Origin of the sequence: Aminobacter carboxidus, assembly GCF_014863355.1 — a bacterium.
In the GTDB taxonomy this organism is placed as follows: domain Bacteria; phylum Pseudomonadota; class Alphaproteobacteria; order Rhizobiales; family Rhizobiaceae; genus Aminobacter; species Aminobacter carboxidus.
This window is the reverse complement of sequence record NZ_JACZEP010000005.1, coordinates 79,354-104,502: the sequence shown is the minus strand read 5'-3', so window position 1 is coordinate 104,502 and position 25,149 is coordinate 79,354. Positions and strand designations below refer to the sequence as shown.

21 protein-coding genes and 1 pseudogene are annotated in these 25,149 nt (G+C 62.5%); 7 read left to right on the top strand and 15 right to left on the bottom strand.

From position 1 onward, the window contains the following. Nucleotides 1-2: 2 nt before the first annotated feature. From IHE39_RS17050 to IHE39_RS17040, 3 genes are read right to left on the bottom strand one after another with little or no spacing between them, the layout of a single operon-like run. Nucleotides 3-887 (bottom strand): ABC transporter permease, encoded by an 885-nt coding sequence (locus IHE39_RS17050; RefSeq protein WP_184773663.1) that lies wholly within the window; start codon nucleotides 885-887, stop codon nucleotides 3-5. A gap of 2 nt (nucleotides 888-889) precedes the next feature. Then, nucleotides 890-1,825: an ABC transporter permease gene (locus tag IHE39_RS17045; protein WP_184773661.1), complete on the bottom strand. Its 936-nt coding sequence runs from the start codon at nucleotides 1,823-1,825 to the stop codon at nucleotides 890-892. An 11-nt stretch (nucleotides 1,826-1,836) separates the two neighbouring features. After that, nucleotides 1,837-3,417, bottom strand: coding sequence for an ABC transporter substrate-binding protein (locus IHE39_RS17040; protein ID WP_192567294.1), 1,581 nt, complete (start codon nucleotides 3,415-3,417; stop codon nucleotides 1,837-1,839). A 454-nt stretch (nucleotides 3,418-3,871) separates the two neighbouring features. On the opposite strand from IHE39_RS17040, the pseudogene IHE39_RS30695 reads away from it, so the two are divergent. Next, a pseudogene (locus IHE39_RS30695) lies at nucleotides 3,872-4,116 on the top strand (plasmid stabilization protein). A 142-nt stretch (nucleotides 4,117-4,258) separates the two neighbouring features. Here IHE39_RS30695 and IHE39_RS17035 read toward each other — a convergent pair. After that, entirely contained in the window at nucleotides 4,259-4,597 is a 339-nt protein-coding gene (locus IHE39_RS17035; RefSeq protein WP_192567293.1) for a PRC-barrel domain-containing protein, read from the bottom strand. 607 nt (nucleotides 4,598-5,204) lie between these two features. Here IHE39_RS17035 and IHE39_RS17030 point away from each other — a divergent pair. Both IHE39_RS17030 and IHE39_RS17025 read left to right on the top strand, forming a co-directional pair. Further along, nucleotides 5,205-5,441 (top strand): hypothetical protein, encoded by a 237-nt coding sequence (locus IHE39_RS17030; RefSeq protein ID WP_192567292.1) that lies wholly within the window; start codon nucleotides 5,205-5,207, stop codon nucleotides 5,439-5,441. A 2-nt stretch (nucleotides 5,442-5,443) separates the two neighbouring features. Beyond that, nucleotides 5,444-5,941 (top strand): NUDIX hydrolase, encoded by a 498-nt coding sequence (locus IHE39_RS17025; RefSeq protein ID WP_192567291.1) that lies wholly within the window; start codon nucleotides 5,444-5,446, stop codon nucleotides 5,939-5,941. Here IHE39_RS17025 and IHE39_RS17020 read toward each other — a convergent pair. Continuing rightward, nucleotides 5,938-7,641, bottom strand: coding sequence for an HAD family hydrolase (locus IHE39_RS17020; RefSeq protein WP_192567290.1), 1,704 nt, complete (start codon nucleotides 7,639-7,641; stop codon nucleotides 5,938-5,940). The genes IHE39_RS17025 and IHE39_RS17020 overlap by 4 nt on opposite strands. 188 nt (nucleotides 7,642-7,829) lie before the next feature. Here IHE39_RS17020 and IHE39_RS17015 point away from each other — a divergent pair, with 188 nt between their 5' ends. From IHE39_RS17015 to IHE39_RS17005, 3 genes are all read left to right on the top strand, one after another. Next, nucleotides 7,830-8,876, top strand: coding sequence for a glycosyltransferase family 4 protein (locus IHE39_RS17015; RefSeq protein ID WP_192567289.1), 1,047 nt, complete (start codon nucleotides 7,830-7,832; stop codon nucleotides 8,874-8,876). A 35-nt stretch (nucleotides 8,877-8,911) separates the two neighbouring features. After that, nucleotides 8,912-11,065 carry an amylo-alpha-1,6-glucosidase gene (locus IHE39_RS17010; protein ID WP_192567288.1) on the top strand — a complete coding sequence of 718 codons (2,154 nt, stop codon included), beginning with the start codon at nucleotides 8,912-8,914 and terminating at the stop codon, nucleotides 11,063-11,065. Nucleotides 11,066-11,160: 95 nt separating this feature from the next. Continuing rightward, nucleotides 11,161-12,981, top strand: coding sequence for an alpha,alpha-trehalose-phosphate synthase (UDP-forming) (locus IHE39_RS17005; protein ID WP_192567287.1), 1,821 nt, complete (start codon nucleotides 11,161-11,163; stop codon nucleotides 12,979-12,981). Nucleotides 12,982-13,020: 39 nt separating this feature from the next. On the opposite strand, the gene IHE39_RS17000 is transcribed toward IHE39_RS17005, so the two are convergent. Then, nucleotides 13,021-13,653, bottom strand: coding sequence for a DUF6766 family protein (locus IHE39_RS17000; protein WP_192567286.1), 633 nt, complete (start codon nucleotides 13,651-13,653; stop codon nucleotides 13,021-13,023). 327 nt (nucleotides 13,654-13,980) lie between these two features. On the opposite strand from IHE39_RS17000, the gene IHE39_RS31240 reads away from it, so the two are divergent. Then, nucleotides 13,981-14,388, top strand: coding sequence for a KTSC domain-containing protein (locus IHE39_RS31240; protein WP_192567285.1), 408 nt, complete (start codon nucleotides 13,981-13,983; stop codon nucleotides 14,386-14,388). Here IHE39_RS31240 and IHE39_RS16990 read toward each other — a convergent pair. From IHE39_RS16990 to IHE39_RS16950, 9 genes are all read right to left on the bottom strand, one after another. Further along, a complete protein-coding gene (locus IHE39_RS16990) occupies nucleotides 14,275-14,880 on the bottom strand; it encodes a cysteine hydrolase family protein (protein ID WP_192567509.1) in 606 nt (201 codons plus the stop codon). The two genes, IHE39_RS31240 and IHE39_RS16990, sit on opposite strands and share 114 nt — an antisense overlap. 60 nt (nucleotides 14,881-14,940) lie before the next feature. Continuing rightward, nucleotides 14,941-15,483 carry a DUF6894 family protein gene (locus IHE39_RS30685; protein ID WP_246485527.1) on the bottom strand — a complete coding sequence of 181 codons (543 nt, stop codon included), beginning with the start codon at nucleotides 15,481-15,483 and terminating at the stop codon, nucleotides 14,941-14,943. A gap of 26 nt (nucleotides 15,484-15,509) precedes the next feature. Beyond that, nucleotides 15,510-17,621 (bottom strand): catalase, encoded by a 2,112-nt coding sequence (katE, locus tag IHE39_RS16980; protein WP_192567284.1) that lies wholly within the window; start codon nucleotides 17,619-17,621, stop codon nucleotides 15,510-15,512. 572 nt (nucleotides 17,622-18,193) lie between these two features. Then, a complete protein-coding gene (locus tag IHE39_RS16975) occupies nucleotides 18,194-19,690 on the bottom strand; it encodes an HAL/PAL/TAL family ammonia-lyase (RefSeq protein WP_192567283.1) in 1,497 nt (498 codons plus the stop codon). Nucleotides 19,691-19,921: 231 nt separating this feature from the next. Next, entirely contained in the window at nucleotides 19,922-20,725 is an 804-nt protein-coding gene (locus IHE39_RS16970) for an ABC transporter ATP-binding protein (RefSeq protein WP_192567282.1), read from the bottom strand. After that, nucleotides 20,725-21,714: an ABC transporter ATP-binding protein gene (locus IHE39_RS16965; RefSeq protein ID WP_192567281.1), complete on the bottom strand. Its 990-nt coding sequence runs from the start codon at nucleotides 21,712-21,714 to the stop codon at nucleotides 20,725-20,727. The genes IHE39_RS16970 and IHE39_RS16965 overlap by 1 nt, the downstream gene beginning before the upstream one ends. After that, on the bottom strand, nucleotides 21,714-22,556 hold the full coding sequence (locus IHE39_RS16960) for an ABC transporter permease (protein ID WP_192567280.1): 843 nt from the start codon (nucleotides 22,554-22,556) through the stop codon (nucleotides 21,714-21,716). The genes IHE39_RS16965 and IHE39_RS16960 overlap by 1 nt, the downstream gene beginning before the upstream one ends. Continuing rightward, on the bottom strand, nucleotides 22,553-23,518 hold the full coding sequence (locus IHE39_RS16955) for an ABC transporter permease (protein ID WP_192567279.1): 966 nt from the start codon (nucleotides 23,516-23,518) through the stop codon (nucleotides 22,553-22,555). Before IHE39_RS16955 ends, IHE39_RS16960 begins: the two co-directional genes overlap by 4 nt. Nucleotides 23,519-23,587: 69 nt before the next feature. Continuing rightward, nucleotides 23,588-25,129, bottom strand: coding sequence for an ABC transporter substrate-binding protein (locus IHE39_RS16950; RefSeq protein ID WP_192567278.1), 1,542 nt, complete (start codon nucleotides 25,127-25,129; stop codon nucleotides 23,588-23,590). Nucleotides 25,130-25,149 lie beyond the last annotated feature (20 nt).

Sequence of the window (25,149 nt, the reverse complement as noted above, 5' to 3'; positions counted from 1 at the left end):
GGTTATGCCTTCTTCCATGCAGCTGCCGTGATCCGCCTCTGGCGAAGGATCTTGCGAGAAAGCGGGGTAGGCACCCGGTTCAGCGCAATGGATTCGCCAAGCAGATTGAAGCCGATCACGGCCAGAGTGAGCGCCAGTCCTGGGAGGATGACCTGACGCGGCGAAGACTCGAGATAGGGCAAGGCATCTACCAGCATCTGGCCCCATTCCGGCGTTGGCGGCTGGATGCCCAGCCCAAGGAAACTCAACGTTGCGATCGCCAGGGCCACCGCTCCTGCATCTGCCGTCGCGTAGACCAGCACGGCGCCCAGCGTTGCGGGCAGCAGGTGATGGAAATAGATCCTGGCCGGACTTGCCCCGAGCACCCGCAGGGACTCGATGTGAGGCCTGTTCATGACGTTGACCGCAACCGCCCGGCTGATGCGCGCGCTGCCCGGCCACCAGGCGAGTGCCAGCGCGAGGATCATGTTCCAGTAGCCGGTACCAAAAATCCCGATGACGGCCAGCGCCACGATAAGGCTGGGCATCGCCAGCCCGACATCGACGATCCGCATCAGGCCCTCTTCGACCCAACCACGGCGATAGCCCGCAACCGTGCCTATGGTAACGCCGACAGAAAGCGCCAACACCAGGACAAGGGTCATGCCGACAACCGAGGTTCGCGCCGACAGGATCAGCCGGCTCAGCGTATCGCGGCCGACATGGTCGGTACCTAACCAGTGGGCGAAGGACGGGCCCAGATGCGCTTGGAGCAGGTTCTGCGCATTCGGATCATGCGGTGTCAGCCATGGCGCGAAGATGCCGAGGAAGAGAAAGGTGCCGACAGCCCAGATCGCCAGCCGGGGCAGGCTTGAGGTGTAAGACAGGAACTCGCGAAGAAATTTCATGGTCAGCTTCCCTGGCGCCGAAGTTTGGGATCGGTGAACATCATCCCGATGTCGACGAGGAGGTTGAGGACAACAAAGAACGATATGAAGACCAGAAGGCACGCCTGAACGACCATGAAGTCGCGGAACAGAACACCCGATAGGAACAGGTCGGCCACGCCCTTGAGGGCAAACAGCGGCTCCACGACAACCGCGCCAACCACCATCGCACCAGTCTGGGCACCCAGCGCATTGATGTAGGTCGGTGCGATGTTGGGCAGGGCATGCCGGACAAGGATGGTCCGCCGTGTCAGGCCCTTGGCAACCGCGGTCAGCGCAAAGGGCCGCGACATCGCCTCTTCCAAGCCCACACGCACTACCCGGCTGAGCACGGCGGCGGGCAGCAATCCGATCGTGATCCAGGGCAGGATCCAGCTCGAAAGTCCCTCCGAGCCGAAGGTTGGCAAAAGCCGCAGCTGTACCGCCAATCCGTAGATCAGAAGCGCGCCGACGAAGAACGATGGCATCGAAGCGCCAAGCAGGGCGATGGTGCGGGTGGCGACATCGGCGAACCGTCCCGGCCAAAGCGCACCAGCAAAGCCAAGCACGAAGCTGAAGAGCATCGCAAAGGTCGCACCGCCGGCAACAAGCGTTGCGGTGATCGGAAGGCGGCTGGACAAGGCCGGCCCGATATCTTCACCGGTCTTGTAGGAAATTCCGAGATTTCCCTGCAAGGCGCCGGTGAGCCAGTGCGAGTACCGGGTGACGATCGGTTGGTCTAGCCCGAGTTCCAGCTCGATCTTGTGGATGTCGGCAAAGGTAGCTTTGGGTGTGCGCAATTCCGCAATCAGGACCGCGATGTTGCCGGGCGCTGATACTACCAGAGTGAAGCAGAGCAGCGTCGCCAGCATCAGCAGGACAAGCGAGTTGCGCAAGCGGCGCGAAACTAGTGTCAGCATCGGATTCGCCCTTACGCGCCCAAGGTGATGTTTTTGTAGGGAAGGTCGTATTCCGTCGACGGTGGCGTGAAGCCCTGGACCCGCGGAGCATGCGCCCAGATGATCGGCGCGTAGAACAGCGGAGAAATCGCGACCTCGTTGTAGAGCCAGTCATAGATGGCCTGTGTCGCGCCCGCCACGTCGGCTTCCGATGCCGATGTAGCTGCCAGCACCAATGGGTCGAGGTTTGCCGGATCGAGGAACAGCTTGCCGTCGACGCCATTGTTGAACGTCGACAGAAACAGGCCGACCAGCGTTCCGAACGGCTCGTAGGGCGCGCCCAAGGTGTAGAACAACGCCATGTCGTATTTTCGCGCTGGGATGTCACTGTGGCGCGACGCATGGTCGACCGATCGTATTGTCAGTTCGATGCCGATCTCGCCAAGCTGCGACTGCAGGATTTCGCCGAGCGAGCGCGAGCCTGCCATCTGCTCTTCGGAGACCACCAGTTCCAGCGACAGCTTTTTGCCGTCCTTTTCGCGGATCCCCGAACCGCTCCAGCCTGCCACCTCGAGCAATGCCTTGGCCGCCTCTACGTCGCGCTTGGCGACATCAAAGCGCTTGCCGGCATGCGGAACATTGGCGGGAAACAGACTGCCCGCCGGCTCGGCCAAGCTCTGGTAAAGCACCTGGCCGATCGCCGCCCTGTCGAAGCCGATGTTGATCGCCTTGCGTACACGCACGTCTTTCAGCGCTTCGTTCCGATCAGGGTTGTAGGCGAGTACGATCGTCGTCGTTCCGGTCTCTACGGTGACCGGGATGCCAGCACTTTCCAGTGCTTTGGCTTCTGTCGCCTTTATGGGAGCCAGGTAGTCGCCGCCGGCCAGATCGATCTCGCCTGCCCTAAGTGCTGCCATGCGGCTGCGTGAATCCGGCAGGACCTTCAGCTCGACGTGTTCGAAGGTTGGCAGATCGCCCCAATAGCCATCGAACCGCTTGAAGGTGCTTTCGCTGTTCGACGCACTTTCCTGGATCCAAGGTCCGGTTCCAACCGGCGCCTGATAGTTGCCATCCTTGTCGACCGACTTTGGGCTGAGAAAGCGCGACGGCCGGACATAGGAGAATTCGTAGAGGAGCCCGAGCACCGGCTCCTTGAACTGCAGCTCGACCGTGTGCGGGTCGACGATCCTGTGGCCGGAATAAAGCCGCGAAGAATTCATCCAGTTATTGGCAGGCTTGCCGATCCAGCGATCCAGGTTCCACATCATGGCCTCAGCGTCCCAGGACGTGCCGTCCTGGAAGGTCACGTTCTGACGAAGCTTGACGCGGAGCAGCTTGCCATTGTCCTCGACGGCCCACTCGGTCGCGAGTGCCGGTTCGATCTGGCCATTTTTGCCGTAGCGCATGAGCGGCTCGAACATGAGATCCTGCACGGCCCACAGGCCGATATATTTGTGCGGATCGAGATTTCCCGCCGGCTTGGCGATCGCAACGATCAGATCGCCATGCGCCTTGGCCTTCTGGGCGTAGGCTGAAATTGTCGACGACAGACCGCCGAATAAAGCCGGCGCAACCGCCAGGCCCTTGAGAAAAGTGCGTCTTGATGCGGTCATCCAAGTTCCCCTTGTGACATTTGTGGTGGTGTCGCTGCCCGGCTTGCGGCGGAGCGCAAGGAGGAGACACTCTTTTGTCTAGACAATAAAAACGTAACTTGTTTCTTTTGTCTATGCAATAGGATTTTTGGGCCTTCTGATGCTCGCATACGAGTTCAACGGCGAAGGTGGTTGAGTTGTCAGACCGCACTCTGGCGAGAGCAGCATTGACCGGCCGAATGCCAGAGCGGCTAAGACGCTTGGGAACCAATCTCTGCCGCAGGACCTTTATCGCGAATAGGTGGCATCACCTGGCGCATTCGGTCGAGGCGGGTTTCAGCGGTAAGGCTACCACTACCTTCGAACGCGAGCGAAAGCTTGCAGTCGAGCGCTAAGCCAACGTCGTTGGTTTAGCGGATGTCGTGGTGGGGCGGAAGGAATCGAAAAAGGTCGATGATCCGCCTGAGACGAGCATATCGAGGAGGGTTATAAGGACCGCGGCGTCTCTGGCCGTTGACGCGGAGAGACGGGCGTGGGCGACGGTGATCAAGGGTTCGGGCGGCGGCAAACCCGAAAGCAACGGCTCAGCCTGGAAGGGCGGAAAGACCGGCGGCGAAGCCGCTGCGCGCCGTTCGGCTTCGGCACGCTCGCTCGACATCGGCAAAGAAGGCCGCAGCCACACGCAAACGTCGCGAGGCGCATTACTCCTTGGCACATTGACCCCTTGGTACCGGACCTTTGGCAGCGGGGCAGCGAGGGAGCCGATTGCCGGCGCAAAACGAGGCGTGGCAACAGCTTGCCACGCCTCGCGCCAGACCGAGAATCTTGTCGGTCGTCACATTGTTACCCCTCTCCTGTGGAGTTACCAGTAGGGCTGGGCGCCATAATGATGGTAAATACGCCGGTTGTTCTCCTCGGACCAATCATAGCCGTCCTCAGTATAAGTCGGCGCTCCTTCGAGCTGCTCCTTGGAGATGTCGACCTGGAAGCCGCCCAGGTCATCGTTGTAGGTCAGCTTGTTCCACGGCAACGGATAACGATCCTGCCCCATGCCGAGAAAGCCGCCGAAACTCAGCACGGCATGCGCCACGCGACCGTCGACCTTCTCAAGGATCAGTCGTTCGACCTCGCCGATATGAGCACCATCTGGTCCGTAAACTTCGGTTCCGATTACCTTGTCGCTTTCGATGAGATTGTTCATTCAGACCTCCTCGGGTTCAGGGTATCTGAAGGCCAACGCATCGCGACCGGGCTGGTTCCGAACTTTCTACCGCCTCGTTCCGTGTCCCCCTGCATAACGCGGCAGTGATGCCCTTCAAAATTCAGGCAGCCTGACGGCTGTGCTGCATGTCTTCGAGCGCAGAACCGCCGATGCGCCGCCCGTGGACGGAGGGTGGACGAGCGGCACCTCGGTCAGGCTTCGTCCCCCTGATGGCGGCGCGGTCGCAAGCCAATCTGGTTTTGCGAGGTTTTCTTCGGAGGCTCATGCCCTATGTCCGGTTGCGTCCTTCAATGAGGGGGGCGGAGAAAGCCGTCGCAGGTGCGATATGTCCGCAGAGGAAAAGGTATACTTGGCGGTGATCTTCGGTGCGCTAGCCTCGATCATCCTGCAGTACGGCTTTTGACAGGAAACCACCGCAATGCTCGAGCTGCTGGTTTCATCCGGCCGTGGTCTGCGGTACCGCGGTCTTTTCTGGCTGGCCGGCTGTTGATCCACTCCCAGCTAACCGCTCATTGAGGAGGCAAGACGGAACCAAGCCGCACACCAGTCATTGTCTTCCGATGCAGTGGACAATTCGGGTGTCGTCATGGATACGCCTTACGAAGAACTGATACGGAAAATTCTCAAAGATCCGCAGTCCTCGCGCGAAATCAAGATACAGCGCCTCCGCCACCTCGAAGACGATGCGCGCGCCTTGCAACGGGCGGCTTCCGAAAGTGCTATGAATTCCGACGACGGCTGGCAGGCGGAACTGCGCCTGGTTCGCCTGGCGCTTGAGCAACTCGGCGCCAGTCGTGTCCGCAAGGGCGCGGCGAGCCTGTGATCATGAACAAGCGGAAAAAACGCGCCATCCGTTCGGCGATCAAGGGTGATCCCGCCAGCCAGGTTGCGGCGCTGCCCTATCGGCTGGCTGCGGATGGGTCGATGCGGGTGATGCTCATCACCTCGCGCGGAACCCGGCGCTTCGTCGTGCCGAAGGGCTGGCCGATGAAAAAGAAGAGTCCGGCGGCCGCAGCGGCATGCGAAGCGCGACAGGAAGCCGGCGTGGTCGGGCAGATGGCAAGGGTGCCGATCGGAACCTTTCGCTACTGGAAGAGGCTGCCGGTCGGCTTCGTCCCGGTCATCGTCCGGGTTTTTCCGATGGCGGTCGAGACGGTGCTCGACAGCTGGAAGGAAGAAGACGAGCGCGGCCGCAAATGGCTGCGCCCGGAGGATGCGGCGACCCTGGTCGACGAGCCGGCGCTGGCCAGCCTGGTCAGGCGGATGCCCGATCTGATCGGTCGCGGCCAACTCGGCGAACCTTCAGGTCACGCATCAGGCTAACCGGTGGTCCCGGTATAACGGCTGCGCACGGCATCCGCGATCGCGGCGCGGCTCTGGCCCGGCGCCAACCGTTTGTTTTGTTCGATCGCGCGGGCCTCGGTGGCCAGTTCCTTGTCCTTGACCTTGTCGCTGAACCATGCGGAATAGTCGCCGGCCCTGAGATGATGCTCCCAGGTCGCGTCGTCGATGCCTTCGGCGATGTGGAGGAACATCATGAGGTTCTGCGCCTTCAATCTCATCGCGCCTTCGGGCCCGCGGAAATAGAAGCTGCTGTCGCCCAGATCGCCCTCCGCATATTTGCGCTTGTGGCGCTTGCGCGCCTGTCTGGGTCTGTCGACCACGATCGCCTTTGCAGGCCGGCCCGATGCCCGGTCCCAAAACAGGATCTGCTGCTCCGACAAAGGAGCGATGCCCTTCGGGCGGTCGACGCCGATCGCCTGGGAAAAGCAGTCGAAGACCTGGTCGGCCTCCGGCCCAAGCGCCATCACCACCTCCACCTTCTGCAGCACGTCCTTTGACACGAGATCGGGATGGACGGTGACCAGGATGGTCGCCGGCAATTCCTTGGGCAGGGCGAAGGAGTCGCCGACCCTTGCGGACGGCAGGAGGTGATGGGCCTCGTCGATGACGAGCCAATGCGGCCGGCCCTTGCGCGCCCGCAGCGAAGCCAGCTCGGGCAGAAGCTTGGCGAAATAATCGGGCCGCTCGTCGGTCTTCAGGCCCAGCATGTTGACGGCGACGTTGTTCGTCGGCTTGGCGAGCAGGTCCAGGATTTCGCGCAGGTTCGGCGCCGCATCGGCGTCGCCGACCACCACGACGTTGTCGAGGTGGCTGTAGTCGCCTTCGGGGTCCAGAACGCAGAACTGGTAGCCCTTCTTGGAGAAGCGTTCCGTCAACAGGGTGGCAAGCGTCGACTTGCCGATGCCCGAGGTGCCGGCGATCAGACTGCAGCCGCCATAAGGCGAGATCACCGAAGCTGTGCCTGCAGCGTCGGAACCGACCTCCACGCGTTGCCTTGCCGTGTCCATCAGGCTGGCGTCCTTGTCGAGGATGAGGTCGACCAACTCGATCACACCGGCACCGCGCGCCGCCCGCGTTGAACGGTCGGCCGTCTCCTTGAGCGTTGGAAGGGCGTTTGCAACCGCCACGCCATAACCGACTGTGCGCAACAGGGCATGGTCGTTCTCGGCATCACCGATGCCGATGACATTGTGCGCAGACAATTCCAGGTCTTCCAGGGCCGCTAGAAGGCCTGTGGCCTTGTTCAGACCGCTCGGCAGCACCATCACCGCGCCCTTGTTGAAGATGATCTCAAGTTCGAGCCCGAGGCTGCGTATTTCCTCCAGCACGATGGTTTCGTTGGGAACAAGCGTGGCGACGATCGTCTCGCCGACATAGAGCGGCTCGACGCCTCTTTTGCGAAGCCGATCGACAAATTTCGGCGGCGGCGGCGGTGCCAGCTGCCGCGACGTCCGCGTCGCGGGCGTATAGAGCAGCGCGCCGTTTTCGGCGACGATCCGGTCGAAGATGTCGTGTTCGGGAAAGACCCGTTTGAGATCGGGCAGTTCGCGTCCGGTAACCAGAATGAGCTTCCGGCCGGACTCCTTCAGCTTCCTTATCGCCTCCAGCGCACCCGGCGTGACGGTGCCATGGTCGGCAAGGGTTTCATCGTAATCGGTGGCAAGCGCCAAGGCATACATCGCATCTTCTTCTCGTTTGAGGATGGGGAGTTAACCGGCAAGGGCCCCATTCGTTCCCGAGCCGGGACGCGATGTCCGAGCGACGAGGCGCGCCCGGCCAATCGGCACTTTCACGGGAACCATCGTCGCCGGGGACGATTTCAACACGGGATGGGAGATGTTTTGCCTTGGAAGGACGGCGGAAAACGATGAAGATTGCCCAGGTTGCGCCGCTCTATGAGAGTGTGCCGCCGCGTCTTTATGGTGGTACCGAACGGATCATTTCGTATCTGGCCGACGGACTTGTCGAGCTCGGCCACGACGTCACGCTGTTTGCCAGCGGCGACTCCACCACACGTGCGACCCTGGTCGCGTCGAGGGATTGTGCGCTGCGCCTCGACCCAAATCCGCCGGTTTCGGCGATCGCGGCCCATCTCGCGCAGTTACATGAGGTGCGCAGCCGGGCCACCGAGTTCGACGTCATCCATTTCCATCTCAGCCACTTCGTGCATTTCCCCTTCTTCGAGGAGATGGCGGGCAAGACGGTGACGACACCGCATGGCCGCCTGGACTACCGCGACCTTCCCGGAGCCTACAAGCGCTGGCCCGGCTTTCCGATGATCTCGATTTCCGACCGGCAGCGACTTCCGCTCGCCGACGCCAACTGGCTGGCGACGATCCAGCATGGCCTGCCGCCGCGCGGACCAGAGAACGAGAAGTGGACTGGGTCAGGCGACTACCTGGTGTTTCTGGGCCGGCTGTCGCGGGACAAGCGGCCGGACAGGGCCATAAGGATCGCGCGCGGGAGCGGTTACAAGCTCAAGATCGCCGCCAAGATCGGCGACGACGACCGCGCCTATTTCCACGATCGGATCCAGCCCCTGATCGACGGCGTCAACGTCCAGTTCATCGGCGAAGTCGGCGATGCCGACAAGCAGGAACTTCTCGGCAACGCCGCCGCGCTGCTGTTTCCGATCGACTGGCCGGAACCGTTCGGCCTGGTGGTGATCGAGGCGATGGCCTTGGGCACACCCGTCGTCGCCTGGAACAACGGCGCCATGGGCGAGATCATCGACGAAGGGGTGACCGGGGCGGTCGTCGACACGGTCGAGGCGGCGATATCAGCGGTCCATCAGGTGGTCCGGCTCGATCGCGTCAGGATACGCGCCGTCTTCGACAGGCGCTTTTCAGCCGAACGCATGGTCCGGCAATACGCCGACGCCTACGCACAACTGGTGCGCATGCATGGCGGCTGAACAGTTGGACAACGCACACCCCAACGGGAGGGAACATGGCACAACTCGACGAACGCCAGCTCGACCCCGCCGTGGCGCTTGCCGCGCTCGACGATGCGCCACCCAGGACCCCGCATCGGCAGTTCGCCCTCAAGGACGGCGATTGTTTTGTCGTTGCCAACGATCGCGGCGACATACAGGGCAGAGGCGACGGCCTGTTCCGCGACGACACGCGTGTGCTGTCGCTGTTGCGGTTGCGGGTGGGCGGACGCGAGCCGACGCTGCTCGGCGCCTCGCTCAGCCAGGACAACATCGTCTTTACCGCCAACATGACCAATATGCCGCTGGAGCAGTTGCCGCAGGGGATCATTCATGTCGAACGGTCGCGGCTGCTCTGGCAAGACAGGATGTTCGAGCGCATCCGGCTTGCCAATTACAGTGACAGGGAGCTGCTGGTCCCGGTGTCTCTGGAGTTCGACGCGGACTTTCGCGACATGTTCGAAGTGCGCGGAACCGCGCGCCAGAAGCGCGGCAAGACATTTGCCAGCGAAACCTCTGCCGATCATGTCGTCCTCCGCTACGAAGGCCTCGACACGATGGTCCGCCAGTCCGTCATTTCGTTTTCCGAGCAGCCGGTGCAACTCAGCGCTGCAAGCGCCGATTTTCGCATGACCCTCGCCCGCCGCGGCGGCGGCTCATTGTTCGTCGAGGTTGGCGCAAGCCATGTCGCGCCACCCAGCCGCGAGCGCCATCGTTCGGCCGCCGCCCACGCCCGCTGGCGCATGCGCGCCAAGCGCCGGCACGGCGCGACGCTGCACAGTTCGGGTCGGGTCTTCAACGACTGGATGTCGCGCGCACGCGCCGACATCGCACTCCTGACGACGGAACTGCCGACCGGTCCTTATCCCTATGCGGGCATACCCTGGTTCTCGACGGCCTTCGGGCGCGACGGCGTGATCTCGGCGTTGCAGATGCTGTGGCTCAATCCCGGCCTTGCCAAGGGTGTGTTGGCGTTCTTGGCGCAGCACCAGGCCACCGAGACGCTTGCATTCAGCGATTCACAGCCCGGCAAGATCATGCATGAGACGCGCAAGGGCGAGATGACGGCGCTACGCGAGCTGCCATTCGGCCGCTATTATGGCGGCGTCGACACCACGCCGCTCTTCGTCTATCTCGCCGGCGCCTACGCCCGACGCACCGGCGACATGGCCTTCATCGACGACCTCTGGCCGTCGCTGTGCGCCGCAGCCGGTTGGATCGATGCGATGCGGGCCAGCCACGAACATGGCTTCGTCGCCTACCAGCGCGCCGCCGACACAGGCTTGTCGAACCAGGGCTGGAAGGACAGCTCCGACGCCGTCTTCCATGCCGACGGGCGCATTCCCAGAGGCCCGATCGCCCTCGTCGAAGTCCAGGGCTACGCCTTTGCCGCCTATCACGGCCTCGCCGACCTCGCGACCCGCCGGGGCGACGGGGCGAAGGCGAAAAGGTGGGCGGATTGCGCCGAGAGCATGCGTGCCGCTGTCGAACGCCATTTCTGGATGGACAGCCAGGGATTCTACGCGCTGGCGCTGGATGGCGAGAGCAGGCCTTGCGAGGTTCGCGCCTCCAATGCCGGGCACCTGCTTTTCGTCGGATTGCCGTCGCCGGAACGTGCGCGGCGCCTCGTCGACCAGCTTCTGGCTGCAGGCTTTCAGACCGGATGGGGCATCCGCACCCTTGCCGACGACGAAATCCCGTTCAATCCGATGTCCTATCACAACGGTTCCATTTGGCCACACGACACCGCCATATGTGGCGCCGGCATGGCGCGTTACGGCGAACGCGACAGCCTCGTCCGGCTGGTGAGCGGCACGTTCGAATCCGCCGTCCATTTCAACATGCGCCTGCCCGAACTGTTTTGCGGCTTCACCAGGGCGCCGGGCGAAGCGCCGGTGGCCTATCCGGTCGCCTGCCTGCCGCAAGCCTGGTCGTCGGGGTCGGCCTTCATGCTGATGCAGGCCTGCCTTGGCCTCGAGATAGACGGGTTCGAGAACGAAATCAGGGTCACCCGGCCAAGGCTGCCGATCGGCATCGACACGCTGACGGTCAGACGCCTGCGCGTAGGACGGGCGCAGGTCGACCTCAATTTCCAGCGTGTCGGCGACCGGGTTGCCGCGTTCCTTGATGCCCGTGACGAAGGCCGTGCGCCGCTTGTGGTGCGGAGCTGACCAGGACGAAGGGCCAAACTGTCCAAACGGAGGAACCGATCCACGCCGGACGAGTTCAGCTTCTGTAACCTGTTCCATTCATTTCAAGCGGCGGCATGACATACGACCCTGCATTCCTGAACCTGGCGAGCGTGGCTCTCGTGGCGGTGGCAATGTCGGCGATCGCCATTGCTATATCGATTGCCGCATGGCGTCGGCGTCCGGTGCCGAGAGCCGACGACGCCGGCCAGGCGCGGCGAACCGCGCAAGAGCCGCCGCGGCAGCTGCTGCCGGAATTCGAACAGAACAATCGGCTTGCCGAAACCCCGATGATCGCATGGACGGCAGACACGATGCGTCATGTCATCGAAAGCGAGCTCCCCGACGCCGAGATCATACTCGTCTCCAACAGGGAGCCCTACATCCACAATCTGAAAAACGGCAAGGTCGAACTGATCGTGCCGGCGAGCGGTCTTGTGTCGGCGCTGGAGCCTGTCATGCGCGCCTGTGCCGGCACATGGATTGCCCATGGCGGCGGCACCGCCGACAGGATGGTCGTCGACCGGCACGACCGGATCGAAGTCCCGCCCGACGGGCCGCGCTACACGCTGAGCCGCGTCTGGTTGAGCGAGGAGGAGCAGAAGGGATATTATCTCGGCTTCGCCAATGACGGGCTCTGGCCGCTCTGCCACATCGTGTTCACCCGCCCGATCTTCCGCGAATCCGACTGGGAGGCCTATCGCGCCGTCAACCAGAAGTTTGCGGACCGCATCGTCGCCGAAGCCCGCACGCCGGATCCCGTGGTCCTCGTCCAGGACTACCATTTCGCGCTTGTGCCCCGCATGGTCCGCGACAAGCTGCCGGACGCAACGATCGTCACCTTCTGGCACATTCCCTGGCCGAACCCCGAAGTGTTCAGCATCTGTCCTTGGCGCGAACAGATCCTCGATGGCCTGCTCGGCAGCTCGGTCGTCGGCTTCCACATCCAGTTCCATTGCAACAATTTCACCGACAGCGTCGACCGCTTCCTCGAAAGCCGCATCGAGCGCGAGCATTCCTCGATCTCCTATGGCGGCCAGACGACACTGGTTCACCCTTATCCGATCTCGATCGAATGGCCGCCAGCAGCCCTTGCGACGCAGCCCACGGTGCAGGAATGTCGCGACAGGATGTTGAGCCGTCACGGTCTCGATCCGCAAACCAAGCTGCTGGTCGGCGTCGAGCGACTAGATTACACCAAAGGGATTCTCGATCGTTTCCTCGCCTTCCAGCAGCTGTTTGAGCGCTATCCCGAATGGGTGGGCAAGCTTGTCTTCGTGCAGATCGCCGCCCCCAGCCGCGGCACCTTGCCCGCCTATCGCGAACTGCACGCCGAATGCCGGGCCTTCGTCGACGCGTTCAACAGGCGTTTTGGCGACAAGGACTACCAGCCGATCCTGTTGCTCGACCAACACCACAACCAGTCCGATATCTACACCGCCTACCGCGCCGCGGACGCCTGCGTGGTCAGCAGCCTGCATGACGGGATGAACCTGGTCGCCAAGGAATTTGTCGCCTCCCGCGACGACGAACAGGGCGTGCTGATCCTCAGCACCTTCGCTGGGGCATCGCGGGAGCTGCTCGACGCACTTATCGTCAATCCGTTCGATCCGTCGGCGATGGCCGAAGCCATGCAGCATGCGATCACCATGCCTGAGGACGAGCAGCGCGAGCGCATGCACAGGCTGCGTGAGGTCGTCAGCACCAACAATGTCTATCGCTGGGCGGGCGCCCTGCTCCAGGATGCCGCGCGGCTGCGCAAGCGCAACCGCGCGGTGGAGAACGGCGCCGCCCCTGCCCCGTCACCGCCGCCGCAACCCTTCCTCAGGCGGGTTCTTGCCGGCCCACTGTCGCGCCGCCGTGGTTCCGAAGCGCGCGCCAGGGTGGACATCAAGTAGCCTCCTCCGCCCGCTGTGGCGTAACCTTGCCCCGATCGCTCAGGTTCCCGTCCGACTGTGCGGGGCGGAGACAGGCTTCGACTCGGGCGAGCCTTTGAAACGCAGGAAGATGGACAGCACGACCAGCATCGCCGTCGAAAGAAATTCCGACTGCCAGTTCTGGAAGGATTCGAACCACAGCAGCGGGTCGAACAGATAGCTCGCGACGGATTTGATCTCGCCGCCATGCCGTGCGGCTTCTTCATTGGCGGCAGCCGCACTTGCCAGCCAGTGGATGGTGAATGAAACCACGAACAGGCCGGCAAGGCTCAAACCCAATCCATAGGCGTAGAGCCACCTCCTGATGCGGCCGCGCAGCCTGGCCGGCGGCGTGTCCCCCGGCCTGTGAGGATCATCGGGATCGAGCGATTCCGCCGACCCGCGCTGGAACAGAAACGCGGTCAGCATCACATAGGCGCTCATCTGGAGAAACTCGCTCTCCCAATTCTCGAAAACCGCCGAGAGAAACGAACCCGAGCCGAGATAGGCCAGAAAACTCAGCGGCGGTTCCCGGTGCAGCACCAGTTGGCGGCTCTCATGGGCGAAACCCGCGATCGCCATTCCCAGGATCGTCACCAGAAAGACAAGCATCAACGTAAGGGTGAGGCCGTTGTCCCTGAGCCAGCTTTTCATTGCACTCTCCATTGCCGAATGACCCTTCAACGGCCAGGCGGGGATATGGTTCGAGCAGAGCCGTGGTTAGCGGTTTGCGCCAAGGCGAGCGCCACCTTTGCATTGCTGAGCGCCCTGTCGCTTGCCATCGGCGCCTCATTGCAAGTGCCGCAGGCGCCTTGGGCGGCCGGCAGCGAGCGCGACGACGAGGTCCGCTACCAGTCGCGATGATGCCTGACGCAGGTCTTGCCTATGCCAGCCGAACGCCGTCGGGCATGCATAACGTTGCGCCCCGGTCTCGTGCCCTGAGCAGGATGCCTTGCGCCATGCGGCGGGAGCCTGAGCGAAATGCCTTCGAGCTCGATCCGCGAAGCCGCCTACGATCCGCAAACCCGGGTTCTGTCCGTCTGGTTCGTGGTGAGCGGCAAGCGCTACGACTATGAGGACGTGCCGCCGGAAACCTACGCCGCATTCCGCAGGGCCTTGTCGAAGGGGCGCTTCTTCAATGCCCATATCCGCGACCGCTTCCGCAATCGCCTCGTGCCCGACAGGCGTGCGGCAAACACAATCTTGCGGGAAGGCGGGCGGAAGATGGCTGGGCGGCACGGCAGCGCCGGTGCGCCGGCGTTGTCGAAGCCCCGATCAGCGCCAGTTCTGCAGGATATCCTCGGTCGTCACCGCTTCGACCTGCTCGCTGAACCGGGCGTGATACAGTTTCATGAGGGCGTCATGCGTCTCGTCGGAAGAACTGCATAATGCGTCCGTCGCCAGCACGACCCGATATCCGCGATCGATCGCCCCAAGGACGGTGGCGAGGACACAAACGTCGGTTTCGCCGCCGGTGATGACGAGCGTGTCGAACTCCGACCCGAGCAACGCGTCAAGACGCCCCTCGGTCCATGGCGAGTAGACGTGCTTGTCGAACACTCGGGCGGGAGGAACAAGCCGCTCCAGCGACGGCAGCAACCGCACAAAAGCCGGGTCCATGCGTGTCAGGGTGACGTCCGCCCAGCGGCGGTAATACCGCGCCCACATGCCGGGCCCCTCGCCCGGACGGGCGGCGGGAACGAAGCGCGTGAACAAGGTGTCACGGGCATGGGTGCCGGCAAGCTCCTCGATGGCGGGCAGTATTTTCTGTGCCCAGGGAACCGACCACGGGCCGCCCGGCGCAAACAGCCGCTGCATGTCGACGCACAAATGGAGGCAGTTTCGGCCCAACGGCCCATGTGCCAGACCCTGGGCCGCCATCATCCCGTTCCCGGCATCCGATCGCCCAAAGGAGCCGCACGCGCCGGCCCCGAACTCTCCCTACGATCCGTCACCACTGTCCGCCTTCCGATCGGTCGTCTGGCGAGCCGCATCCGCCTGGTGTACGTCGACGACTGCAAGAAGATTGCCGTGGCCGTCATAGATCCGGATGAGCCAGTCGGGGATGGGCCCGGTATTCAGGTCGAGGTCTGCCAGCAGTTCGACCGCACATCGAAGCGCTTCCTCACGAGCGGCCTCCAAACTCGGCATCGTCGAGGGCGGAACCCGCCGAGAGCCGTCGCCGTCGCGATACTCGAAGACGTAGATCCCGCCATCGCGATCCGTCACCTGCGTTTTTGTGACCTGATCGAAGTTGCCATTGCTTTGGGCGTCATAGTCGTTGACGGCAGTGTCGAATGTGGCGGTCTGGACGAGCACGGCCTTCGCCCGTTCGATTGCTGCCTCTTCGTCGCCCGCAAGCGCGTCAACGTCGGCCATGTCGACAATGACACACTCGCCCCCCTCTCCCTTGAACATGACGCGCAAAATGGGATAGGCCTCAGCCGAGAGGTCCTGTTCGATTTCCGTCCGGGTGACTTGCATGTTCGGCTCCCATGGCGGCTCATTGCCTAGAGTTTGACGGCCTTCTCCCGGCCCCACAGCCGGAGCTTGCGGCAGGTTTCGACAAATGCCTTTGTCGCCTTCGCATCGACGAGAGGCACAAGGCCTTCGTCGGCTTCCGCATCGACCCCGGCCTTCTCGAGCAGCGGCACCGCTTCCGGGGTGAAGGCGATGAACTTGCAGTGGGCGAACGCATCGGCGACGAAGTCGCGCGCCGCCGCTTCGCCCGTCAGGCGCTCCGCTCCCTGTTCCGAAACAAGCAGAGCGACCGCATCGAACAGAACCGATGGCCCGCCGTCGATCATGTGCCGGGCCTCGATCCAGCTTCCGTCGGCTGCTTCGACACCGCCGACCTTCGGCGCCACGACCTCCATCACCGCGCCCTCCTTCTCGATCGCCGTCTGGAGCTTCTTCAACAGCGAGGCATCGGCACCGGGACTGACTAGCACGCCGACCTTGCGGCCGGCAAAGCTGTCGGGCCCATTCTCGATGATGCTGAGCGCAGGCGACGGCTGGAGGTCGTCGCGGGGCGCAACCGCGGCGGCCGCCGGCGCCGGAAGCTTCTTGATGCCGAGCTTGTCGGCGACGGTCTCGGCCAGCCCTTCATCGATGTTCAGAAGGTGCGCGACCATGCGTTCGCGGATCACCGGGGTCTCGACCTTGCTCAGCTCGAAGGTCAGGGCCATGGCGATGTGGCGCTGTTCCGGGCCGGTCTGGCTGTGGAAGAACTGCCTGGCCTGGCTGTAATGATCGGCAAAGCTCTCCGCGCGCAGGCGCACCTTCTGCCCCTCCTCTGCATCGGCGAAGGAGCGGAATCCTTGCCGGGGCGATTCCCGGGGCCCCTCGCCGAATGAATTGGGCTGGTAGTTCACGCGGCCGACGGGATTGCGCATCGCCATGTGGCCGTCCTGCTGGAAGTGGTGGAACGGGCATTTGGGTGCGTTGATGGGCAGATGGGTGAAGTTGGCGCTGCCGAGCCGCTTCAGCTGGGTGTCGAGATAGGAGAAGTTGCGCCCCTGGAGCAGCGGGTCGTTGGAGAAATCGATGCCTGGCGGCACGTTCTGGGTCATGAAGGCGACCTGCTCCGTCTCGGCGAAGAAGTTGTCGGGCATCCGGTCGAGCACCAGGCGGCCGACCGGAACCGGCTCGAGAATTTCTTCGGGAATGATCTTGGTCGGATCGAGCACGTCAAAATCGAAGCTGTCGGCGAAGTCCTGGTCGAAGAGCTGGACGCGCATTTCCCATTCGGGGAAATTGCCCGACTGGATGGCCTGCCAGAGATCGCGACGATGGAAGTCGGGATCGGCGCCATTGATCTTGACCGCCTCATTCCAGACCACCGACTGCAGGCCGAGCTTCGGCTTCCAGTGGAACTTGACGAAGGTCGATTCGTCCTTGGCGTTGACGAAGCGGAAGGTATGGACGCCAAAACCTTCCATGAAGCGGAACGATCGCGGGATCGCACGGTCCGACATCACCCACATGATCATGTGCATCGATTCAGGCGTCAGGCTGATGAAGTCCCAGAAATTGTCATGCGCCGACTGCGCCTGGGGAAAGGCCCGATCGGGCTCGGGCTTCACCGAATGAATGATGTCGGGGAACTTGATCGCGTCCTGGATGAAGAACACGGGAATGTTGTTGCCGACCAGATCCCAATTGCCTTGCTTTGTGTACAGCTTGACGGCGAAGCCGCGCACATCGCGCGCAAGATCGGCCGAGCCCTTGCTGCCGGCGACGGTGGAAAACCTGACGAAAGCCGGCGTCTTCTCCCCCGCCCGCTGAAACAGGTCCGCCCGGGTGTAGGCGGCCAGTGAATCGTAGGTTTCGAAATAGCCATGGGCGCCGTAGCCGCGGGCATGCACCACTCGTTCGGGAATGCGCTCGTGGTCGAAATGGAAGATCTTCTCGCGGAAATGGAAATCCTCGAGCGCGGTCGGGCCTCTCGACCCGATCTTCAGCGAATTCTGGTCGTCCGCAACGGGCCCGCCCTGCGCCGTGGTGAGGATGGGGGTGTCGCCCGCTGCCGTCTGGTGCAGTTCCCCGCCTCCGCCGCGTTCCAGCTTCTGATCATGAACCGTGACAAGCTTGCGTGCCGAGGCGCTCGGAGTTTTGGCCATTGTCGTTTCCTTCATGAGAAAGTCTGCCGTCGCTTCCTTCCCAAATGCAGTGAGGGCGATCGGGTTCCTGCCCTCGGGTTCCTCATTGTCGTTCCGGGCAGCGCGCGCGGCCGGGACGAGGCGACCCGGCCCGGCCGCAATCTCCCCTCCCAGCCGCGATGGCTGCGGCTCACGGCAGCGATGTCGGTCACGATTTGCCGACTGCAGTCGGAACAACCGCCGGCGCAGCACGTTGCCCCATGGACCGGAGACGCCAACACTATCACGGGCGGGCGAAACGCTCGCGCGAGACAGTGCGCTACGTACGCTGAACCATCTGGGCATCCTGCCCGACGCCATCATTGAGTCGGCTGGGCCGACACGATCCATGCGGGTCGATGGCCGCAAGCCTTCACCTACGCGCCGGTCGGGGATCTTCGAGCCTGCCGTGGCCGTGGGAGACGAGGTTCAGGCGGGAGATCTTGCAGGCATCATTCATCCGATTGCAGGGCCGTCTGAGCTTGCCAATCCGTTCAGTTCGTACAGTCGGGGCTTGTTGCTTGCCAAAGAGCTGTCGCCTCCCCAGCTTCCGCCTATTTGGTCGGGCCTTTGGGCACATCCATCTCACGGATGAAATCGCGAAGCGTTTCCATATCCCATGATAGCGGGCGGTCGTCTGCATAGTGTGCAACGTGCTCTCGAACAGTGCGATAGATCGCCTCCGTTCGAGGGGCGCGCGTCTCCTTGCGAGCCAGGAAGTCGTGCGCCTGAGCCGCCGCCATCAATTCAATTGCAAGGATGTATTCGGTGTTGTCGATAACGGCCAGTAGCTTATTTGCGGCGACAGTCGGATGGGCGAGAAAGTCTTCCTGCAAGCCAGAGGTAACACCTCCGTCGGTAGCGGCCGGGGCCGCCAGGCGGCGGTTCACGTTGCTCAACGAAGCGGCAGTATACTGCGCAATCATGAAGCCAGAATTGCAGCCGCCTTCGCTGGCGAGAAACGCCGGCAGATTGTTGACCAGCGGATTGACCAGACGGTCGATGCGTCGCTCGCTCATAGCCGCCACCTGAGCCAGAGCGATCGTCAGACTGTCGGCAGCCTGACCCAACGCGGGCGCAACTGCATGCGCCGCCGAAAAGACCAACGGGTTCTCCAGTGTACCCGCAACGGCAGGATTGTCCGTGACGGAAGCTAGTTCGCGGTCGACCAGTTGTGCAGAACGTTCCATCACCTCAAGTGCGGCACCATGAACATGAGGCACAGCGCGAAGGCTGAGCGCATCTTGTGTGCGCTGCCCGCGGGCCGCGTCGATCAGACCGCTGCCCTCAAGCAACCCGCGCAGCGTTGCGCCGACCGCCTCGATGCCAGGTGACGGTCGCATGGCGAGCACTCGCTCGTCAAAAGCCGCCATTTGAGCGCCAGCGGCTTCGAGCGTTAGAGCTGCCGCTGCATCGGCCCAGTGCAAAAGGCGTTCGACGCGAGCCAATGCCACGCACAAAAGTCCGGTAGCACAGGCAGTGCCGTTGACGACGCTGAGGCCTTCCTTGGCGCCGAGCACCAGAGGTTCAAGGCCAATGGCGGCCAATGCGTCACGTCCGTTCATTCGACGCCCGGCGACGCGCGCCCTCCCCTCGCCGATCAATACCAGCGCTATGTGTGCGTTGTGCGTGAGATATCCCGCCGACCCACGCGACGGTACCTCCGGGATGCAGCCTCGCTCCAGGAAGCTCAGCAAGTTGAGAACGATCTTTGGTCTCACTCCAGAGTGGCCGTGCGCAAAATTGGCCACCTGCGATGCAATGATTGCACGGATGCTGCGCTCCGGCAGCAGATCACCAACCCCGCAAGCGTGGCTGAAGATAATGTTGCGAGAAAGTTGCTGCTGCAAAGCAGGTTCGACCACTGTGTTCGATAGCGCGCCAACCCCGGTGTTCACGCCGTAGGCGCGTATGCCATTTTCGACTATGCGCGCCACAATGCGGCTTGCGTATTCGATGCGCTCCCAAGCGGCAGGCGCAAGTGCCAGCGTATCACCATCGCTGACGCGCGCGATGTCGCGCCAACTTGGAAATATGTCTATCGTTGACATGGGATGCTCTCGAAGGGGCTTGGTTTGTGTGTGGGAGACAGGGCCGAGTAGCTGCTTTGCGCCAGCCTTGTTTCATGAGTGCAAACGAGCTGCAGAAGTTGCGCGCGTGCCTGCTGTGATATGGCGTGGATCTTACACGCCCGGGGTCGCTCGGCTTGCCGAGGCAATGCGGTTCCATCTTCGCCGCCCGTTGGGCGTCAGTCAGCACAAATAAATCCATCCGCAGCTTGATCACAATCCAAGCTCACCGTGATCCTGAACGTCAACAAGCCTTGCGGGTGGCCCCGCCTGCGTGATGCTCGGCCACGCCGCCAGCAATTCGCGAGTGTAGGCTTCCCGTGGCGACCTGAACAGCGAACCAACGTCGCCGCCCTCAACAACTTTTCCCGCGCGCATGACGATTGCGTTTTCGGCGATGAGCCGCACAATCGCCAGATTGTGGCTGATGACGACAAGCGTGATCTTTTCCGACCGCCTGATGTCTTGCAAGAGGTTGAGTAGATCGCCCTGAACGGAGACATCGAGACCGGCGGTCGGCTCGTCGGCGACAAGGATCGACGGCCTCATCAGCAGCGCCCGGGCAATAGCCACCCGCCTCGCCTGTCCGCCGCTGATCTCATGCGGGTATTTGTCGACGACGCTCTGCGACAGGCCAAGCCGGTTCAGGATGACGCGCAGCCGCTCATCGGTCGTCGCGAGCGGCTCCTTCAATACTGTGGCGACCTCGTTCATCAGTGTTCTGATGCGGCTGCGCGGTGACAGCGACGCGGCCGGATCCTGAAAGATCGGCTGGATGAAGTTCGCGCGTTGCTTGCGTGCCGCGCGGCTATGCACCAGCGGATTGCCCAGTATACGGATATCGCCCTGATCGAGCTTCTGCAGGCCAAGAATGGCGCGCATTAGCGTCGTCTTGCCAGAGCCGGATTCGCCAACAATGCCGAAACATTTGTTTTGTGGAATGGAGAGCGAGACGCCGTCGAGCGCGGCGGTTTCGCCAAAGCGCAACCGCGCATTGTTGATCGAGATCGCGTCCATCACGGCGTCTCCAGCCGAAGACAGCGGGCGCTGTGCTCCGTATCGTTGCCGACGGGATAATCGCCGGGATCGACAACAGCGCAATCCGCGAACGAGACGTCGCAGCGTCCGTTGAAGATGCAGCCGGGCGGCCGCTGGCGTGTATCCGGCAGCTCGCCGGCAATCACCGTGAAGCGATTCTCAGAGGCATCGGCATGGCGCTCGCGGTCGATTTGCACCTCGCAGTCGAACAGCATGCGGGTATAGGGATGGCCGGGCTGTTGCTGCACTTCGTTGACCGTACCGCTTTCCAGTCTTTCGCCGGCATAGAGTACCGAAAGCTTGTCGCAATATTCGGTGACCAAGCCGAGGCTGTGGGTGATCAGAAGCACGGCGCAGCCAATGCGGTCGCGAAGGCCGATTATTTCGCGCATGATCTGCGCCTCGACCGTCACGTCGAGCGCGGTGGTCGGCTCGTCAGCGATCAGCAGCGCCGGCTCCGACAAGAGCGCCATGGCGATCACTACGCGCTGGCGCATGCCGCCGGACAGCTCGTGCGGATATTGGCCCATCCGCCGCTGCGGGTTGCTCAGCTTGACCTTGTCGAGCGCGTCTTCGGCCATCCCTATGCGTGTCTTGCGGTCGCTGCCGGGAGAGCGCCGGCGCAGCACTTCGCAGAGCTGCGTGCCAACGGTGAACACCGGATTGAGCGAGAGCATCGGATCCTGAAAGATCATCGCCATGCCGCGGCCGCGCAGCGCCGCCGTCGCGTTGGGCTTGGTCAGGTCGAAACTTTTGCCGTCGATCTTCGCTGTGCCTGATATAACCTTGGCGTTGTTGGCGAGCAGGCCCATCAGTGCGAAGGCGACGGTCGATTTTCCGCTGCCGGATTCGCCGACCAGCCCGAGCAGTTCGCCCTTCTGAATCTCCAGGGAAACGTCGCGCAGTGCATGCGCGGTGCCATGTGGCAGGCTATAGTCGACCGACAGGTTGCGCACGGAAATCGCCATCAGCTCACACTCGCCGTTTTGGGGTCGATGACACGCCGCAGCGCCTCGCCGAGCAAGGTTGCGCCGAGTGTGGCAATGGCCAGCACCAGGGCGGCGGCGACGGTCGGCCACCAGGATTGGTTAATCGACATGAAGCCGTCCTTGATCAGCGTGCCCAGCGAGGATTTCGGCGGCTGTACGCCAAAGCCGAGGAAGGAGAGTGATGCCTCGAAGGCGATTACGACAGGCAGGTTCATGCTGGCCAGCACGATGATCGGACCGGCGACATTGGGCAGGTAATGCCTGACCACGATGGTAACGGGGTGAACAGCGAGCATGCGCTCAGCTTCGATGAAGCTCAGATTGCGCAAGGTCTGCGCCCTGGCCCGTGCCATGCGGCCGAATTGGGGAATGAAGACGACGGTGACCAGCAGCACGAAGGTCGCCGAGCCCTTCCCGTAAAGCGCGATCAGCGCGAAGGCCAGGATGAGCGGTGGGAACGCGTTGACGATATCGAAGACCGCCATCACTGCCCGATCTATCCAAGCGCCGGCGATGCCGGCGACAATGCCGATCAGCGAGCCGATGATCGACGAGATGACGACGATCATCACTGCCAGCGTCAACGCATAGCGCGTTCCAACCGAGGTGCGCGCCATCAGGTCGCGACCGAGATTGTCGGTGCCGAGCAGATGCGTCAGTCCCGGCTGCGCAAAGCGGGCCTTGATGTTGATCGCATTGGGATCGGGACTGACAAGCGGGCCGACCAGCGCGAACACGAGGATAGCCAAGGTGAAGGCCAGCCCAAGCCGGCCGTCGCGTTCAGAGCAGATGCGTTTGAGCGTCACGACCAATCCGCTCATCTGCGGGCCCCCGAGATGCGCGGGTCGAGCAGCGCGTTGATCATATCAACTACCAGGTTGGCGACGATGTAGAAGGCGACGATAAAGACGACGCAGGCCTGGACCACGGGGTAGTTGCGTTGCGCGATCGAGTTGAAGATCAGGCTGCCGATGCCGGAGCGGGCGAAGATGATCTCGACGACGACCGAACTGCCGATCAGGTCACCGAGCCCAATGCCGAGGATAGACACGACCGGCACCAAAGCGAGCTTCAGTGCGTACAGGCCAACGATACGGTATTCCGATACACCATAGGCGCGCATCGTGCGCACATGCAGCTCAGCCAGTGTGTCAAGCAGCGCCGCGCGCACCAGGCGCGAGATGTAGCCCACCCAGCCGAGCGCCAGCGCCACGCTGGGCAGGATCAGGTGCCGTAGCCGGTCCGCGATGTCGCCGGGCTCACCGGCACCGGCCACCGGCAACCAGTGCAGGCCGATGGCGAAGATCAGGAAGAGGATGACCGAGACCACGAGCGTCGGCGTCGTAATGAAGGAGATCGAAAGCAGGGCCAAGCCACTGTCGAGCCACGACCCCGGTTTCAGCGCCGCGATGACGCCGATCGGAATGCCGACGATCAGCGCCAACGCCAGCGCGCTGAAAGCCAGGGCCAGCGTGTTGGGAATGACATCGAGAACGATGTCGAGGATCGGCCGGCGCGAGACGACATCCTCGCCGAAATTGCCGGTCGCGGCGCGGCTGGCGAACAGCCAGAGCTGCTCGATCATGTTTCGGTCCAGGCCCATATCGTGGGTTATCTGGGCGCGAAGCTCGGGCGTTGCTCGCGGGCCGAGCATCACCGAGGTGAAGTCTCCCGGCACGAGACGCACCATCAGGAACAGAAGCAGCGTGGCGCCGACGATGGTCAGCGCCACCGATGCCAGACGACTCGCGATGAAAGCGGCGGTGCGTTGCGATCTATTCATAAACGGGGCTCTGCGTCTGGTCTGCCCCAACTGGTCATCTGGTCCATCGACATCTCGCCTCTCATGACCTCACGCCTTGTCAAAGAACTCAAATTGCCAGTCCTTGCCATTGGGCAGGAACATTGGCTTCAGCCAAGCTGCATCGACGAAGAAATGGCGGCCGTGAGTGACCCAGATGCAGGAAGCCGATTCATCGAGCAGCTTCTGCATCTTTATGTAGATCTCCTCGCGCTTGGCCTTGTCCAGCGTCTCCAGGCCCTCCTGGTGGAGCTTGTCGAATTCGGGATTGTTCCAGCGTTGCCAGTTCCACAGGCCGATCTGGCTGGCGAGGAACCACTGCGTCTGGAAGCTCGGGTCGAACTTGGAGGTGTAGGCAATGAGCGTCAGTTCGAGATCCTTGCCAGCATCGTCGGCACCGAGCGCCCAGTAGGCGCCTGAATCCATCGCGTTGATGGTGAGCATGATGCCGACTTCGGCGAGATTGGCCTGAGCGATCTGCGCCACCGCCAGCGATGTCGCGTCGTTGAGACACGTGAAGGTGAAGGTCAGCCCCGTCTTGCCGGTCTCGACGAGCAGCGCCTTTGCCTTGGCGAGATCCCTCGTGTAGAGCGGCGCATCGGCCCAGTTGCCGAGCAGGCCGGGCGCCAGCAGCGTCTTGGCGCGCGAAGAGGCGCCGGAATAGGCACCCTGGATGATCGCATCGACGTCGATCGCCCAACGGATCGCCTGGCGCACCTTAAGGTCGGCGAGATCGCCCCTTTGCACATTGATGCCGATCCAGGTGTAGTCGATCCCAGGAATGTCGATAACCCTGGTGTCCGGCAGGCCCTTGGCGGTGTCGAGCTGGTCGGCATCGAAGGCGGTGAAGTCGAGCTCCTTGGCCTGATAGGACAGGAACGAGGTCTTGCGCTCGGGAATGATCTTGCCGGTGATCGCCTCGAAATGCGCCTTGTACGGCCCCTTGTAGTCGGGATTGGCGGCGAGCACGAACTGTTCCTTCGGGCGCCATTCCTTAAGAGTCATCGGTCCGGAACCGATCAGTGTGGTGGCGATCTTGTCGCCCAATTGTTCGATGGCCTTCTTGGACAGGATCGCACCTGACGCGTCGCAGATGCCGATCAGCCAAAGTGCGGCCGAGGGATGCTTGAGGATCAACTTGCCAGTGTATTTGCCGGTGACTTCGACGGATTTGAGCGCCTTCAAGTCGTCGGCATAGGCAAGCTTCTTGCCGTTCTTGTCGCCATTGATGTAGCGGTCGAACGAGTATTTGACGTCGTCGGCTGTCATCTCGCCGAAGCCACCGGTGAACATCTGGCCGGGGTTGAGTTCGAAGACGAACTCGGTATCGGAAATCTGCTTGATCTCCTTGGCCGCGTCGTTGGTCCAGGTAGTCTTGCCCGGCTCGAACCGCACCAGCGTCTGGCAAACCGAACGAATGATGTTGCCTTCGGTGGTGCCGACGCGATTGCCCGGATCGAGATTGCCAATATCGGCATCGAGCGCGATGATCGGGTTGGTTCTGTCAGCCGCCCGCGCGAAGCTGACATAGGGCAGGATCGCCAGTGCGGACGAGCCGGCCAGGAATGTTCTGCGGTCGAGTTTCATGCGCATTTTGTTCCCCTTTTTTTGTT

Coding starts and splice junctions, on each gene's coding strand:
- IHE39_RS17005 (WP_192567287.1), top strand. CDS start 11,161: ATGACATACGACCCTGCATTCCTGAACCTGGCGAGCGTGGCTCTCGTG.
- IHE39_RS16955 (WP_192567279.1), bottom strand. CDS start 23,518: ATGAATAGATCGCAACGCACCGCCGCTTTCATCGCGAGTCGTCTGGCA.
- IHE39_RS16960 (WP_192567280.1), bottom strand. CDS start 22,556: ATGAGCGGATTGGTCGTGACGCTCAAACGCATCTGCTCTGAACGCGAC.
- IHE39_RS17015 (WP_192567289.1), top strand. CDS start 7,830: ATGAAGATTGCCCAGGTTGCGCCGCTCTATGAGAGTGTGCCGCCGCGT.
- IHE39_RS16970 (WP_192567282.1), bottom strand. CDS start 20,725: ATGGACGCGATCTCGATCAACAATGCGCGGTTGCGCTTTGGCGAAACC.
- IHE39_RS16950 (WP_192567278.1), bottom strand. CDS start 25,129: ATGCGCATGAAACTCGACCGCAGAACATTCCTGGCCGGCTCGTCCGCA.
- katE (WP_192567284.1), bottom strand. CDS start 17,621: ATGGCCAAAACTCCGAGCGCCTCGGCACGCAAGCTTGTCACGGTTCAT.
- IHE39_RS17025 (WP_192567291.1), top strand. CDS start 5,444: ATGAACAAGCGGAAAAAACGCGCCATCCGTTCGGCGATCAAGGGTGAT.
- IHE39_RS31240 (WP_192567285.1), top strand. CDS start 13,981: ATGCCTTCGAGCTCGATCCGCGAAGCCGCCTACGATCCGCAAACCCGG.
- IHE39_RS17000 (WP_192567286.1), bottom strand. CDS start 13,653: ATGAAAAGCTGGCTCAGGGACAACGGCCTCACCCTTACGTTGATGCTT.
- IHE39_RS17010 (WP_192567288.1), top strand. CDS start 8,912: ATGGCACAACTCGACGAACGCCAGCTCGACCCCGCCGTGGCGCTTGCC.
- IHE39_RS16990 (WP_192567509.1), bottom strand. CDS start 14,880: ATGGCGGCCCAGGGTCTGGCACATGGGCCGTTGGGCCGAAACTGCCTC.
- IHE39_RS17030 (WP_192567292.1), top strand. CDS start 5,205: ATGGATACGCCTTACGAAGAACTGATACGGAAAATTCTCAAAGATCCG.
- IHE39_RS16975 (WP_192567283.1), bottom strand. CDS start 19,690: ATGTCAACGATAGACATATTTCCAAGTTGGCGCGACATCGCGCGCGTC.
- IHE39_RS17045 (WP_184773661.1), bottom strand. CDS start 1,825: ATGCTGACACTAGTTTCGCGCCGCTTGCGCAACTCGCTTGTCCTGCTG.
- IHE39_RS30685 (WP_246485527.1), bottom strand. CDS start 15,483: ATGCAAGTCACCCGGACGGAAATCGAACAGGACCTCTCGGCTGAGGCC.
- IHE39_RS17050 (WP_184773663.1), bottom strand. CDS start 887: ATGAAATTTCTTCGCGAGTTCCTGTCTTACACCTCAAGCCTGCCCCGG.
- IHE39_RS17040 (WP_192567294.1), bottom strand. CDS start 3,417: ATGACCGCATCAAGACGCACTTTTCTCAAGGGCCTGGCGGTTGCGCCG.
- IHE39_RS17020 (WP_192567290.1), bottom strand. CDS start 7,641: ATGTATGCCTTGGCGCTTGCCACCGATTACGATGAAACCCTTGCCGAC.
- IHE39_RS17035 (WP_192567293.1), bottom strand. CDS start 4,597: ATGAACAATCTCATCGAAAGCGACAAGGTAATCGGAACCGAAGTTTAC.
- IHE39_RS16965 (WP_192567281.1), bottom strand. CDS start 21,714: ATGGCGATTTCCGTGCGCAACCTGTCGGTCGACTATAGCCTGCCACAT.